This is a genomic window from Amycolatopsis kentuckyensis (assembly GCF_002155975.1).
GTDB lineage: Bacteria > Actinomycetota > Actinomycetes > Mycobacteriales > Pseudonocardiaceae > Amycolatopsis > Amycolatopsis kentuckyensis.
Genome location: NZ_MUMI01000080.1, coordinates 14,435 through 28,284 on the forward strand (window position 1 = coordinate 14,435; position 13,850 = coordinate 28,284).

13 protein-coding genes are annotated in these 13,850 nt (G+C 71.0%); 8 read left to right on the forward strand and 5 right to left on the reverse strand.

Annotated features, from left to right (window positions below; genetic code table 11):
- Positions 1-16: 16 nt before the first annotated feature.
- The 6 genes from CCN39_RS08755 to CCN39_RS08780 all read left to right on the forward strand — a co-directional run bounded on the left by CCN39_RS08755 (position 17) and on the right by CCN39_RS08780 (position 6,024).
- Complete coding sequence (locus CCN39_RS08755; RefSeq protein ID WP_086840168.1) at positions 17-982, forward strand: Lrp/AsnC family transcriptional regulator; 966 nt, start codon at positions 17-19, stop codon at positions 980-982.
- A 106-nt stretch (positions 983-1,088) separates the two neighbouring features.
- Positions 1,089-1,610, forward strand: a complete 522-nt coding sequence (locus tag CCN39_RS08760; RefSeq protein WP_086840170.1) for a PadR family transcriptional regulator — start codon at positions 1,089-1,091, stop codon at positions 1,608-1,610.
- Positions 1,610-2,299: an ABC transporter ATP-binding protein gene (locus CCN39_RS08765; protein ID WP_086840172.1), complete on the forward strand. Its 690-nt coding sequence runs from the start codon at positions 1,610-1,612 to the stop codon at positions 2,297-2,299. The genes CCN39_RS08760 and CCN39_RS08765 overlap by 1 nt, the downstream gene beginning before the upstream one ends.
- On the forward strand, positions 2,296-4,581 hold the full coding sequence (locus CCN39_RS08770) for an FtsX-like permease family protein (protein ID WP_086840174.1): 2,286 nt from the start codon (positions 2,296-2,298) through the stop codon (positions 4,579-4,581). The genes CCN39_RS08765 and CCN39_RS08770 overlap by 4 nt, the downstream gene beginning before the upstream one ends.
- A gap of 344 nt (positions 4,582-4,925) precedes the next feature.
- Positions 4,926-5,456 (forward strand): YrhB domain-containing protein, encoded by a 531-nt coding sequence (locus CCN39_RS08775; protein ID WP_086840176.1) that lies wholly within the window; start codon positions 4,926-4,928, stop codon positions 5,454-5,456.
- 217 nt (positions 5,457-5,673) lie between these two features.
- Positions 5,674-6,024 (forward strand): hypothetical protein, encoded by a 351-nt coding sequence (locus CCN39_RS08780; protein ID WP_143263990.1) that lies wholly within the window; start codon positions 5,674-5,676, stop codon positions 6,022-6,024.
- Positions 6,025-6,238: 214 nt separating this feature from the next.
- On the opposite strand, the gene CCN39_RS08785 is transcribed toward CCN39_RS08780, so the two are convergent.
- The 3 genes from CCN39_RS08785 to CCN39_RS08795 all read right to left on the reverse strand — a co-directional run bounded on the left by CCN39_RS08785 (position 6,239) and on the right by CCN39_RS08795 (position 9,290).
- Entirely contained in the window at positions 6,239-7,747 is a 1,509-nt protein-coding gene (locus CCN39_RS08785; RefSeq protein WP_086840180.1) for an MFS transporter, read from the reverse strand.
- Positions 7,744-8,424, reverse strand: coding sequence for an LppX_LprAFG lipoprotein (locus CCN39_RS08790; protein ID WP_086840182.1), 681 nt, complete (start codon positions 8,422-8,424; stop codon positions 7,744-7,746). Before CCN39_RS08790 ends, CCN39_RS08785 begins: the two co-directional genes overlap by 4 nt.
- 413 nt (positions 8,425-8,837) lie before the next feature.
- Complete coding sequence (locus CCN39_RS08795; protein WP_086840183.1) at positions 8,838-9,290, reverse strand: YybH family protein; 453 nt, start codon at positions 9,288-9,290, stop codon at positions 8,838-8,840.
- Between the two features lie 110 nt (positions 9,291-9,400).
- Between CCN39_RS08795 and CCN39_RS08800 the strand changes: the two genes are divergently transcribed.
- Positions 9,401-10,051, forward strand: coding sequence for a TetR/AcrR family transcriptional regulator (locus CCN39_RS08800; protein ID WP_086840185.1), 651 nt, complete (start codon positions 9,401-9,403; stop codon positions 10,049-10,051).
- Positions 10,052-10,088: 37 nt separating this feature from the next.
- Here CCN39_RS08800 and CCN39_RS08805 read toward each other — a convergent pair whose 3' ends face one another.
- Positions 10,089-11,003 carry an NAD-dependent epimerase/dehydratase family protein gene (locus CCN39_RS08805; protein ID WP_086840187.1) on the reverse strand — a complete coding sequence of 305 codons (915 nt, stop codon included), beginning with the start codon at positions 11,001-11,003 and terminating at the stop codon, positions 10,089-10,091.
- A gap of 149 nt (positions 11,004-11,152) precedes the next feature.
- Here CCN39_RS08805 and CCN39_RS08810 point away from each other — a divergent pair, with 149 nt between their 5' ends.
- On the forward strand, positions 11,153-11,755 hold the full coding sequence (locus CCN39_RS08810) for a TetR/AcrR family transcriptional regulator (RefSeq protein WP_086840212.1): 603 nt from the start codon (positions 11,153-11,155) through the stop codon (positions 11,753-11,755).
- A 19-nt stretch (positions 11,756-11,774) separates the two neighbouring features.
- Here the strand turns inward: CCN39_RS08810 and CCN39_RS08815 are convergent, their stop codons facing one another.
- Positions 11,775-13,760, reverse strand: a complete 1,986-nt coding sequence (locus CCN39_RS08815) for a hypothetical protein (protein WP_086840189.1) — start codon at positions 13,758-13,760, stop codon at positions 11,775-11,777.
- Positions 13,761-13,850: the final 90 nt, after the last annotated feature.

Genomic DNA, 13,850 nt, shown 5'->3' on the forward strand with positions numbered 1-13,850 from the left:
CGCTAGCCTGAAGCCGGTGGAATCCGACTACGACGAGCTGGATCGTCGGCTCGCACACGCCTTGCAGGTCAACGGCCGGGCCCCGTTCAGCACGATCGCCGAGGTGCTCGGCGTGTCGGATCGCACCATCGCCCGCCGGTACGCCCGGTTGCGGTCGGCGGGGGCGGTGCGGGTGCTCGGTGGGGTCGACCCGACGGCACTGGGCGCGGTGCTGTGGTTCCTGCGGGTGCGGTGCGCGCCCGCCGCGTCGGTCCCGGTCGCCGAGGCGCTGGCCCGCCGCCCCGACACGTCCTGGGTGAGCATCACCTCGGGAGGCACGGAGATCGCCTGCACGGTCCGCACCGAGAGCGAAGCCGACAGCGAGGCGCTGCTGCTGACCAAACTTCCCCGCACCCCACGCGTGGAAGGCGTGACCGCCCACTCCGTGCTGCACGCGTACTACGGCGGCCCGGACAGCCTGATCGCCAAGCTCGGCTCGCTGAGCGAAGAGGCGATCGAGCGGCTGCGGCCGCCCCCGTTGCCACAGCGACCGGGGCCGGTGCGGCTCGACGACGGCGACCGCACGCTCCTCGCCGCGCTGGCCACCGACGGCCGGGCCGAGTTCGAGCAGCTTGCCGCGCTGACCGGCTGGTCACCGACGACGGTCCGGCGCCGGATGGCCGAGCTGCGCGAACGCGGTGTGCTGTACCTGGACATCGACGTCGACGGAAAGCTGTTCGGTTTCGGCCCGCGAACCCTGCTCTGGCTCTCGGTCGCCCCCGCACACCTGGAGGAGGCCGGCACGGCACTGGCCGGGCACCCGGAGATCGCGTTCGCCGCCGCCACGACCGGGCCCACGAACCTGTACGCGAGTGTGGTGTGCGCGAACCAACAGGAGCTGTACCGCTACCTGACCACCCGGGTGGCCGCGCTGCCCGCCATCACCCACGTCGAGACCGCACCGGTGATCAAGACCGTCAAACGGGCCGCCACCCGGACCTGACGGCGGGCACTGGTTCTTCGTCGACGGGACGCTATACACGCGAGGTATACATCTGCGGTATAGTGATCGTCACGCCCGGACTCCGGGTCGAGGAGGGGACAGGAGAATGTCGGTTTCGCACACCTTGCTCGCGTTGCTCGAATCCGGTCCGCGGCATGGCTACGACCTGAAACGGGCGTACGACGAGCAGTTCGGCCAAGACCGCCCGCTGGCTTACGGCCAGGTCTATTCGACGTTGTCACGACTGCTGCGCAACGGCATGGTCGAGGTGGCGGGCGTCGAGAGCGGCGAAGGGCCGGAACGGAAGCGCTACACGATCACCGACGCGGGGATCACCGACGTCGAGACGTGGCTGCGCACTCCGGAGAACCCGCAGCCGTACCTGCAGAACACGCTCTACACGAAGGTTGTGCTCGCGCTGCTGTCCGGGCGCAGCGCCTCCGAGGTGCTCGACGTCCAGCGCGGCGAGCACCTGAACGTGATGCGTGCGCTCACCAAACGCAAGAACGGGGGCGACCTCGCCGATCAGCTGATCTGCGATCACGCGCTCTTCCACCTCGAGGCGGACCTGCGGTGGCTGGAGCTCACCGCCGCGCGCCTCGGCGAACTCGAGAAGGCGGTGCGCTGATGACCAGGACGGGAACGCCGTTGCTCGTCGGCAAAGGACTGGACAAGTCGTTCGGGCCGACGCGGGCGCTCGACGGGGCGGCGCTGTCCGTCTCGGCGGGGGAGGTGCTCGCGATCATGGGCTCGTCCGGGTCGGGCAAATCGACGTTGCTGCACTGTCTCGCCGGCATCCTCCGGCCGGACTCGGGCACCATCACCTACGGCGGCGCCGACCTCGTCGGGATGGACGACCGGGGGCGGAGTGCGTTGCGGCGCACCGAGTTCGGGTTCGTGTTCCAGTTCGGCCAGCTCGTCCCCGAGCTGTCCTGCCTCGAGAACGTCGCGCTTCCGCTGCGGCTGATCGGCACCAAGCGGAAGCAGGCCGAGGCCAAGGCGGCCGAATGGCTCGCCCGGCTGGAGGTCGACGGGCTGGCGAAGCGCCGTCCCGGTGACGTGTCCGGTGGGCAGGGGCAGCGGGTCGCGGTGGCGCGGGCCCTGGTGACGGGGCCGAAGGTGGTTTTCGCGGACGAGCCGACCGGCGCGCTCGACTCGCTCAACGGCGAGAAGGTCATGCAGATGCTCACCCAGGCGGCACGGGAGACGCACGCCGCGGTGGTGCTGGTGACCCACGAGCCGCGCGTGGCGGCCTATTCGGACCGGGAGATCATGGTGGTCGACGGGCACACGGTCGACCGGGAGCTGGTCGCATGATGCGGGATCTGGCGCTGGGCCTCCGGCTGGCCGTCGGGGGTGGCCGGATGTCCGGCGCAGCGCTGCTGCGCCTGGCGATGACCGCGTTCGGGATCGCGCTCGCGGTCGCCGTGCTGCTGCCCGCGGCGGCGGTCCACCACCTGATCGGCGCGCAGGCGGAGCGCAAGGCGGCGATCGCGCAGGTCACCCAGCCTCGCGCGGGGGTCGCCCCGCTGCTGGTCTACAACTGGTACGCGTCGGCCGGCGACGACTTCGTGCGGATCGTCGCGGTCGCGGCGACCGGGGCGAACTCGCCGGTGCCGCCGGGGCTCAGCAGGCTGCCCGCGCCGGGCGAGCTCGCGGTGTCGCCGGAGCTCGCCGCGAAGCTGGCCGCGCCGAGCGGCAGTTCGCTGAAGGCGCAGCTCCCGGGGCACGTGGTCGGCTCGATCTCGCGGGAAGGCGTCTCCGGCGCGGGCGATCTGACCGCGTACTACGGGGTGCCGGCCGCGCAGATCGAGGCCGAGGCCACCGGCCGCAAGGTCTATGCGTTCGGCCTGCCTTACACCGGGCTCGGGCTGTCGGCGATCGTGCTGGGCGTCATCCTGCCGATCGCGGCGGTGCTGCTGCTGCCGTTGCTGATCTTCGTGACCACCGCGTCGCGAATGGGCGCGGCGCAACGGGAACGCCGGCTCGCCGCGCTGCGGCTGATCGGCCTGGACGCCCGGCAGGTCAAACGGGTCGCGGCGGCCGAATCGCTGGTCGGGGCCGGGATCGGGCTCGCCGCCGGGATCGGGTTCTTCGCCCTGCTGCGCACGTTCGTCGCTGACATCCTGCCGTTCGGCCTGCGGATCTTCCCGGAAGACCTCGTCCCGTCCTGGCCGCTGGTCGTGGTGATCGTGCTGCTGGTGCCCGCGCTCGCGGTCGGCTCGGCGCTGTTCGGGCTGCGCCGCACGATCGTGGAACCGCTCGGCGTGGTCCGCCAGGGCAAGCCGGTGCGACGGCGGATGTGGTGGCGCTGGGCGCTCACCACGATCGGTGTGCTGTTCCTGGCCACCACCCTGGCTTTCGACCGCGGCGACGGCGACACAGCCGCCGCGGTGGCCCTTTCGGCGGGCAGCGTGTTCCTGCTGGTGGGCGTCGCGGCCCTGCTTCCGTGGCTGGTCGAGCGGCTCGTGGAGCGGCTGCACGGCGGTCCGCCGTCGTGGCAGCTCGCGATCCGGCGGCTGCAGCTGGACAGCGGCACCGCCAGCCGGGTGGTGTCCGGCCTGGTCGTCGTGCTGGCCGGCACGATCCTGATCCAGGGCGTGATCACCTCGCTCGGCAGCGGCGCCGCCCGGCAGGCCACGCCGGACGGTGTGGCCGCCGCCCCGGTGCGGGTCGACACCACCGCCGCGCACGAGGCCGAGGTCGGCAAGCTGGTGTCGGCCGTGCCCGGGGTGACCGGCCTCCACCCGGCCAGGAACCTGACGTTCCGGTCCGGGGAGGAGCGGGACTTCGGCGTGGTCGGCGATTGCGTGGCGCTCAGGGCGCGGGCGAACATCGGCGCCTGCTCCGACGGCGACGTGTTCTCCCTGGTGTCGGACCGGGGCGGCGCGGCACCGGCCGGCAAGCTGCAGCTGCAGGGTCACGTCGGCAGCCGGGAAGTGAACGGTCCGGAGTGGACGGTCCCGGCCGGTGTCAAGGTCGTGCAGCACGCGGGGACATCGACGGGCGACAGCCTGCTGGTCACGCCCGGCGCGCTCGGCGGCCTCGCCCTCCCGGTCTCGTCGGTCGCGGTCTACGTGTCGGGCACCGGCGACGTGCAGGCGCTGACCGACAACATCGCCAGGGCGGTCGCCCCGCTCGCGTGGAACGCCTCGGCGGGCAAGAGCGACTACCTCGACGATTTCCGCGCCCGCGACCGGCAGATGGTGGAGAGCTTCCGCTCGGTGCTGATCACCGCGTCGCTGTTCGTGCTCGCGGTGGCCGCGATGAGCCTGCTGATGCTGTCGATCGAGCAGATCAGCGAACGGCGGCGGCCGATCGCGGCACTGTCGGCGGCCGGCGTGCCGATCGGGGTGCTGGCTCGCGGAGCGCTGTGGCAGACCGGAATTCCGGTGGTGGTCGGCGTGGTGCTGGCAGTCGCGGCGGGGCTCGGGCTGACCGCGCCGATCCTGCGGCTGGCGGACCGGCCGATGATCATCGACCTCCCGGTGCTGCTCGCCCTGGCGGGCGCCACGGTGGCGGCGGTCCTGCTGGTGACCGGTCTGACGATGCCGTTGCTGCGCCAAGTGACCCGATTGGACACGCTGCGCTCGGAATGAGCCTGCTGGAAGGAGCCTTCACGGCTTTCTCCGTGGCAGTTCGTACCGATGTGGGGGCGAGTGCCTCCGGCGTCAGAAGTCGCCAGAACCCGCACCCCGCCGTCCCGTCCCGGCAGAGTCCGGCGCACCGGGCCGGTCGGGGTTCGGTGCCCCGACCTCCCGACCGGTCCGGGTTCTGGCACTGAACGGTCGCCGGCATTTCCCCGCGACCCGCTGATCGGCATGAGCGAGCACCGGAGGTGATTCTGGGCGGATGCGCGCACGCCCGGCGTCCGCCAGTTGAGCCTCGGGGTTGATTGTGGCCGGGGGCGCGTCGCCCACACTCTTTGCCATAGCCTGCTGTCATGGTGTCGAAGGCGTGGGCCGTCCAGATCGTGGAGCGGCATCTGGCCGGGTGGCCGGCACGGGGCCAGCCGAGGATGGTGGTCATGGACGTCCGTCCACACCGGCTTGGCTGGCTGATCGGCAGCCAAAGTGAGCGCTATGTACGCACTCGCGAGTTCATCGACATGGTGGTGGGCCACGGGTCCTTCCTGGTCGACGGGGTGGACGGCAGCCTGCACACGGTGCATGCGACCGCTGACCTGGAGGGCGGTGAGTGGATCGAGGACTATCTCGAACAGGTTCGCGGGCTCGAGCGTGATGACCCCCTACGGTCTCGGATCACTGAGCTGCTCGATTCCGGTCAGCGCCTCGACGCACTCCGGTTTGTGCGTGCGTCCGCACCCGACCTCGGAGCACAAGGCGCCAAGGCGTACGTCGAGGCTGCCGCAGCCGGCGCGCAGGTCCCCGAGCACATACGTGCTCTCTTACCGCAATCGCCAGTCAGGCGCCGGCTGTGGTGGCGTCTGTCGGACCCGAACCCGGAACCATGACTCGCGGGATTCTGCCTTGCGTGTGGGTCAACAGGGGGGCGGGTGTTCATCGGCAGACCGGCCGCGCTCAGCGATGCGGCCGGCTGCGTCACTACGCGGTCAGCGGCATGTGAGCGTGTTTCCAGCAGGTGGGGTTTACTTCTCCGGTGGCTGGAACTTCGCTCAGCGTCTTGACGCCGTGCACCGCCGAACGTGCAGAGTCGGTCGTGATCGCGAAATGGCAGCCGAAGGTATGGGGCGCAACACCGCCGACGCGCGGTACTGGCACTCCGCTGACGGACTTCCGTACGGCTATTCCCTCGACGAGCCCGACCATGAGACCGATCCTGTCGAACTCGACGTTGTCGAGCGCGCAGCCGGTAGGACAATGCGTTGCGACATCGGCCTGCACGTCTTCGTCAGTGACCATGCCGGGCGTTCCGTGCTGGGCCGGCTGGCACAGCGGGTCGCGGAACGAACCGAGGGCTGGGTGTTCGTCGAATTCCGCACGCGCCCTTCCGTGGACCTGCTCGAAGATCTGGAGAGAACCGGCCGCCGCATCCGCCCGGCGTTCCATCTCGTCAAGTAGGCGTCCCTGCCCAGCGGCACGACCGCAGCGCCCGCACAGTTCGACACACGCTCGGCGGCGCGACTGCGCGTACCAAGACGTACGAAACTTCGGTCGCTGGTGAGGCTTCAGAGCTGCGATCGCGGTGGGGAACTCACGCCTCGACGGGGTGTACCGATGGGGGGCGAGTGCCTCTCACCGGCATGAAAGTGAATCCTGATGGATGAGCGGCTACTCAGGACCGGGTTCGGGGCGTCCGGCCGCCGATGGCCAAGGCGACGGCCGCGCCTGCCAGGCAAACCGTGGACGTGATCAGGAAGATCGCGCGGTATTCCGTCAGCAGCGCCGCACGAACGGCGCCGAGGTAGTCGGCGAGGGCGCGGTCGTAGGCCGGCTGGGATGGGAACAGGATCCGGATCGGCGGGTTCAGCGACGCGGTCAGCGTGTGGAAGTAGTGCAGGCCGAAGGCGGACACCGCCGCGACGCCGACCAGCATGCCCGTCATCCGCGCGACCACGACCGCGGCCGACGCGACGCCGTGCTGGGCGCGCGGCACCGCACGCAGCGCGACGGCCGACAGCGGGGCGATGACCAGGCCGAGCCCCAGTCCGGCGAGCGCCAGGTCGACGTCGAGGCGCGGCAGCCCCAGGACGGACCTGGCCGCGAGAACGTCGGCCGGCCAGCGGGACATCAGCAGGTAGCCGCCGGCCGCGATCAGCATCCCGGCGCCGGCGATCCAACGCTCGCCGATCCGCGTGGCGAGCAGGCCGCCGAGCAGCGCGCCGACCGGCAGCGCGACCAGGAACCTCAGGAGGAGCTCGACACTGCCGCCGTCGTCTCGGCCGAGCAGTGTCTGTCCGAACAGGTCGACGTCGACCAGCGTGATCATCAACGCCGCTCCCGCGGCGACGCTCGTCCCGAGCGCCGTGAAGAACGGCCGCAGTGCCACGTTCGCCGTGTCTATGAGCCGGACTTCGGCGCGCGACTCCCACCAGAGGAACGCGACCAGGCTGACCCCGGCGCCGATCAGGAACGGCACTCCCCACGGTGGCAGCACCTGCTCGCGCGGGTTCGGGTTGTCCAGGCCGATGACGAGCAACGCGAGCGTGAGCGCCAGCAGCACGACACCGACGAGGTCCACGCGCGGCCGCTCGGCGGGTTTGCCGCCCCGGACGGAAACCTGCACCGCGACGGCGGCCAGCACGGTCAGCGGGACGTTCACCCAGAACACGCCGCGCCAGCCCGTCGCGGCGGCCAGCGCGATGCCGTAGAGCGGCCCGAGCACGCTGCCGAGCTCCTGCGCGGCGCCGACGGCCCCCAGCACAGCGGAGCGGCGGTTCCCCGGCCACAGATCCGCGGCCAGCGCGAGGGTCACCGGAAGCAGCGCGCCCCCGGCGGTCCCCTGGATCACCCGGCCCGCGACCAGGAGCGGCACCGTGCCGGCCAGCGCGGTGACCACCGACCCGGCGAGGAAACCGCCGAGGCAGGCCTGCAGCAGCAGCTTGCGGCCGAACCGGTCGGAGTACTGGCCGAGCAGCGGCATCGCGGCCACGTAACCGAGCAGGTAGCCGGTGATGACCGGGGTGACGATCTCCAGCCGGTTCACCGGAACGCTCAGGTCGTCGATGATCTGCCGCAGCAGGCCGACCACGACATAGGTGTCCAGCGCGCCCAGCAACACGGCGAGACCACCGGCGCCGACCGCGAGCGCGCGGCCGCCGCGCACGGTGACCGGCCCGGTCACGCCGGTGCGGTCACGGTGACCGGCTTGTCCACGTCGGACAGCGTGACGTCCACGCTGGCGCCGTCCGGGTACCCCAGCGAGGCCTTGACCGGCAGGTGGCCGCCGTCCTGGCGGAGCCAGAAGGTGGCGTTCACGTTCGAGGCCGTCCCCGGCACCAGCGCGGTCAGCGCGTCCTTCGGGACCGTCCCGGCGACGCGGTACGTCGGCGTGCCACCGACGTCTTCCGTGCCTTCCGTGTTCGGGCCCTCGACCGCGGACAGCACCTTGGGGATCCCGCGCTGCGGATCGAGGATCGCGGACGGGTCGTAGATGGCGGAGCTCAGCGCCGCGGGGATCTTCTGGAACCCGCCGGTGGGCCCCTTGATGTACAGCGAACCGTTCACCAGGACGAACTGGGCGTCGACGACCTGGCCCATCAGGTCCAGCGTGCCGGTGCCCTTCGCGCCACCGCCGCCGGCCTTGGTCAGGTCACCGTCGATGCTGTGCACGCTCAGGCCGGGGACGGTGCCGTTGACCTTCAGCGTGAAGTGCGTGCTGGTGACGCCGCCCGCCGCCGTGGCGCTGTCCTTGAGCAGGGCACCGGCGTCGGGCAGCGGCGCGTCACCGCTCGAGGAGCAGCCGGTGACGATCGCCGCGCCCAGTGCCACCACCGCGAGCAGGCTACGCCGCAGAATCATGCGCCCACCCTAGATCAGGAGCCCCACCTCAGCGCGAACCGCCTCGCGGCCGGAACCTGGACAGGGCCGGTCGCCGCGCCCCGTGGGCACACGGGTTGCTGTACGTCCACGTATCCGCTCTGCGGCATGTGAGTGCGTTCGAGGCTCAGAGACGAGCGTCCGGATGGCACCACCCGGTGAGGCCGCTGGTCAACTCGGGATCCGCGCCTTGAGAAGCAATCCGCAGCACTTCTGACAGCCCATCGGGCGGCTCTGATCCATCCACGCAGCGAGCGTGCCGAATCGCTGTCGCGCACTCCACCTATTTTCGCCAGGACTCCCGGATCCGTAGTTGGCAACCAACGTCCGCCCCTCGGCATGAGCGTGCGTCCCGGCAGTTCAGGTCTGCAGGAGAGGAGCGTGCTGATCACGCTCTAGCGTGACCGTTCCCAGAGCGGCAGGCGGAAGGTCGCGTAGGTGAACTTGCCGGTGATCTTCCCGGCCGGGTCGAAGTGGAAGACGTCCAGGCCGTGCCATTGGACGCGGCCGCCGTAGCGGAGCCGGGCGAACCACCGCAGCGGGGGGATTGCGTGTTTGCCGTGCGCGCCGGTCAGGTCCAGCCGGCATGCCCAGCGGATCGTTGCCCGGGCGCGGGGCTCGTCGATCACCCGGTCGTACACGTCGAACGTCATCGCGCCGTAGCGGCCGGCGAACTGCGGTGCGAACGCCGCCCGGATCGCGGGAAGGCCGCGTAGTTCGGGTCCACGGCCGGGGAGGTAGCGGGCGTCTTCGGCGAAGAAGGACATGACCCGGTCGAGGTCGGGGTCGTTGAAGGAGGCCACGAAGGCGTCGATGGTCTGGCCGAGGTCGGTGCTGCCGACGGTCATGTGGTTGCCGTTTCGGGGTGGGGGACGGTTCGGGCCGAGGTTATAAGAACGGCGTAACTTTAACAAGAGAACGTTGTTCCGCTAAGTGGGGGGTTAGGGTGGTGACCGCCATGGAAGCGTCGTTCCAGCGGGCCAGGCGCCCGGAGCAGAAGAACCAGCGGCGGGAGACGATCCTCGCCGCCGCCGGCGACCTCGCCAGGGCGTCGGGCGTGGCCTGGGTCAGCCTGGGCGACATCGCCGCGGCGGTGGGGCTGGCCAAGTCCAACGTCCTGCGCTACTTCGGCACGCGCGAGGAGATCTACTTGCAGCTGACGATGCGGGAGGGGACCGACTGGGCGGCCGCCGCCGGTGCCGCGCTGCACGGGGCGAGCGGGTTTTCCGCGGCGGCGGCGGCCTTGGCCGACGCTTACGCCGACCGGCCGTTGTACTGCGACCTCACCACGCATGCCGAGACGATGCTGGAGCACAACGTGTCGGTCGCGGTCTTGGAGGTCTACAAGCGGTGGGCCATCGACACCTACTTCACCCTGGGGCGGCAGCTCGCCGCCGCCTGCCCCGAGCTGACCGGCACGGACGGGGCGTCCTTGGTCATGGCGGCCGGCGCGTTCGTCGCGAAACTGTTCCCGTTGACCCGTCCCTCGGCCGCGCTGCGGGAGCTGTATGACCGCGAGCCGGAGATCGCCCGGGTGTTCCCGCCGTTCCGGCCGACGCTGCAGCGCATGATCGCCGCGACCGCGGCCGGGCTGCCGGCCACCCACTGACGCGGCGGGAATCCGGGGAGTCGGCGCCGGAGACCACTCACACCTTGATCGCGCCGACCTGGTCCCGGATGGCGGTGTCGAGGTCGGTGGCGGTCAGCCCGAAGGTGTCCGCCGTTTCGGACGCGTCCAGGTGGAATGGCGCGTACCACTGGTAGTCCATCTCGGCCATCTCGCGGGCGATGGGCACGATCAGCCCGGCCGTGCGCATCGCGAAGCGGGGCAGCTGGATCAGTTTGATCGGCGGCCGGCCCGCGGCGACGGCGTAGCGGCGTGCGAGCTCGCGGATGGTGACGGCCGGTGGGGATGGCACGTGCCAGGCCCGGCCCCAGGCGCGTTCGTCCTGGGCCAGCGTGACCAGGGTTTCGGCCATGTCGCCGTTGAAGGTGAAGGTGTGCGGCATGTCGAGGTGGCCGGTGATCCACGCGGCGCGGCCCCTCTTCAGGGCCGGCTCGATGAGCAGGGAGTAGATGCCGTTGGCGTCCTTGCCGACGTAGTCGGAGCCGCGGACCTCGACGGTGCGGATGCCCGCGGCGAGGGCCTGTTCCCACATCCGTTTGCGCAGGCGGCCCTTGCGCCCGGTGGCGGCCATGGGGGTGTGCTCGGTCATCCGGCCGCCGGGCTGCGGTCCGTAGGCGTAGAGGCTGCCGGTCAGCGCCAGGACCGCGTCGTTGGCCTTGGCGGCGGCGATCGCCGCGGCCTGCAGGGGCGGCAGCAAGCGCTCCCACATCGTGTACGAGGGCGGGTTCGCGCAGTGGTAGATCACCTTCGCGCTGCGGGACAGCTGGGTCATTCGTGAGGGATCCGAGGCGTCCGCGGCGACCCGCTCGATCAGCGGGTGCGCGGGGCCGGAGCCGCTGCGCGTGACGATCCGGACGCTGTCGCCGCGCTCGACCAGCAGGCGCGCGACGTTCGTGCCGATGGAGCCGGCGCCGATGATGACATGTTCGGCCATGGCGGGTTTTCTCCTTGAGCGCTTGCGATCCGGTCGGACTTCTAACAGTGTTAGATTTCCTAACGTCGTTAACTTAGCCACGTCGAGATGTCGTCGTCAAGGGCAGGCGGCTAGTGTCCGGGGACACCACCGAAGCGAAGTTGCGGAGCATGCCGACCAGCACGAGACGGGCCCGGGAACGGGCGAGCACCCGCGAACGGATCATCGAGGTCGCGCTGCACGTCCTCGAGACCGAAGGCGTCGCGGCGCTGACGATCCGGCGCATCGCGACCGACATCGAATACTCCGCACCCGTTGTCTACCAGCACTTCGCCAACAAGGACGCGCTCGTGCTGGAGTTGGTCGCGCACGGCCACCGCCTGATGCTGGGCGAGTTCCGGCAGGCCGCCGAGGAGCCCGGTATCGACCGGCGCATGATGCGCATCGCGTCCGAGTACGTCCGGTTCGCCTGCGAGCACCCCCACCTCTACGAGGTGATGAACGGCGCAGTGGTCGACGCGGACGAGCGCCGGCGCGCCGCGGAACCGGCCATCGCCGTCCTGAACGAACTGCTCGCCGCCTGGTCGGACGCCCACGACGTGGTCCTGGCCGACCCCGACGAGGCCTGCGAGATCATCTGGGGCACGCTCTACGGCATAGCCTCGCTCGGCTATCGCGGCACAGTCGGCAATGCGCGCGCCCGGCGGCTCGCCGAGCAGGCGCTCCGCGCGATCCTTCTCGGCTGGCGAACCGAGGCACCGGGAAACGGGTAGTCCGGCACCGCAACCGGTGTCAGCGGAGCCGGTAAGCGTGAATGATGCTCTGGACCGTGGTGTTCCCGTCGGCATCGGCGGCTTCCGCACGCAGGGATACAGATCCGGTCGCCGGGTGGCGGAGCTCGGCGTTGTACCGGCCGTCCTGCCCGCTCACCTTCGCGGGCTGCCAGCTGATGCCACCGTCGTAGGACGATTCGACCTCCAGGCCGGCGATCGCGGCGGGACCGTCCTGCCGGGACACGGTGACCGGGACGGTGAAGGTGCCGCCGCCCGGCGCGCTGTTGGCCAGGTCCACCGCCGGGGCGTACCGCACCTCCAGCAGCGGCAGCGCTCGGCTCGGTCCCTGGACGTATCCGCTGCGGAAGGTCCATTCGGCGGAGACCTTGGTGGACAACGGCGCCCAGGGTTCGTCGCGCTCCGCCTCGGTGGTCAGCCGGTAGCCGGCCTCTTCGGTCGGCGCCACGAACACCGCGCGCCCGGGAGTCGCCTGGCTACCGAAAAGCCGGCCTTCGCGGTAGAGCGTGGTGCTGCCGCGGTCACCCGGCGCGTCCAGGTCGGCGGTTCCGGTGTGCCCGGCACCGTCGGAGAACAACGGGATGCTGATGTCGATCTCCTGCGTGGTGCGTGCGGCCCAGGGAAAGTCGGCCGGATAGGCGCGCTTGCCGCGGAAGCCGGGGCCGGTGACCGCACCGTTCCAGGCCAGCCGGTCGCTTTTGCCCGCCGCGAAGAGCTCCTCGCCGCGCAGGTCACCGCCGGCGCTCGGAGTTTGGCTCACCAGCGCATTGAGGAAGGCCCAGGTGCCCGGCGTGTAGTACTCCTGGCGTTCCGCCCGCACGAGCCCCGGTGTTCCGTAGCCCAGCCGGGACGTTCCCAGGCTTACCCCCGCCACCCGGTGGATCGCGTGCAGCTGGGGCGGGGACTCCGCCGAGTAGCCGTGGAAAGCCATGGTCACCGCCGCGAGCTCGGACTTGCGCACCGAGTGCTCGAGTTGGGCCGGGACCCGCCCGGTGGCCGGAAAGGACAGTTCGTAGGCGTCCCGGATTTCCGGACGGGCGATCACGGCCGCGGTGCCGTCACCGGTCCGGGCCAGCGCGGCGAACCGGGCGGCGTTCGCGCCGGCGATCTGGACGGTCGGCAGGGCCAGTGCCTCGGCGGCCTTGGCGCCGGTCAGTTCCCCGGTCGGTTTCGCCGCGGCCGCGATTCGGCTGCCCGGCTGCCCCGCCAGCTCCGTACCCTGGCGCACCGCGTCGGCAGAAGGCAGCCAAGCGGCCACCATCGCGCCACCGTGTTCGCGCACCGCGGCGACCCGTTCGGCCAGCGTCTCCGGGGTGGTGTCCCAGGGCAGTTCGAGTACCGCCAGCCGGTCGCGCACCTCGACTCCGGCCAGGTCCTCCTGGCGACCCGCGCCGCCGAACGCCAGCGCGGGCGTCCGTGACCCCACCGGCAGGGGTGCGCCGACCGCCGTGGTGGGGACCGGGAAGCGGTCCGGCTGTTCGCCGAACAGCTCCAGCCGCGGTTGTTCCAGGCGGTGGCTGGCGCCGAAGTAGAAGGCGGCCGACGAGGTACCCGGCAGGGTGCCGGCGAACATCTCGTGGAAGCGCTGGTCGAACGGGAACAACAGGGACTGCGTCTGGTCGGCGCCCAGGCGCACTCCCATCTCGACCAGCGAACTGCCCCCGGTCACCTCGGGCTGGTCGACGTTCGCGGTGACCTTCGCGGTCTGGCGGGTGTCCAGGGTGACGGTGGTGTTGCGCGTCAGGTTGAGCTCCGGGTGGGCCATCGCGGCCATCGAGGGGTCCAGCCCGGGGCGCGGGGTGATCAGGCTGCCCACCAGCGCGTAACGGTCAGCGGGCAGCCGTAGGGTGCTGCCCGCGGGCACGTCGCGCATACGGCCGCCACCGCTGAGGCTGATCACGTCGATCGTCGCGCGCGAGTTCGCGGTCGCCACGGCGCCGTTGCGGTCGATCATGCGCAGCGTCAGCTGGTAGACCGGTGCCGCCACCGCCTGGACGCCCGATACCGCCAGCAGTCCCGATACCAGTGCAGCACTCAGTAAACCGGTTCGCCGGAGATGCGTGCTTGCCCGAGTCGT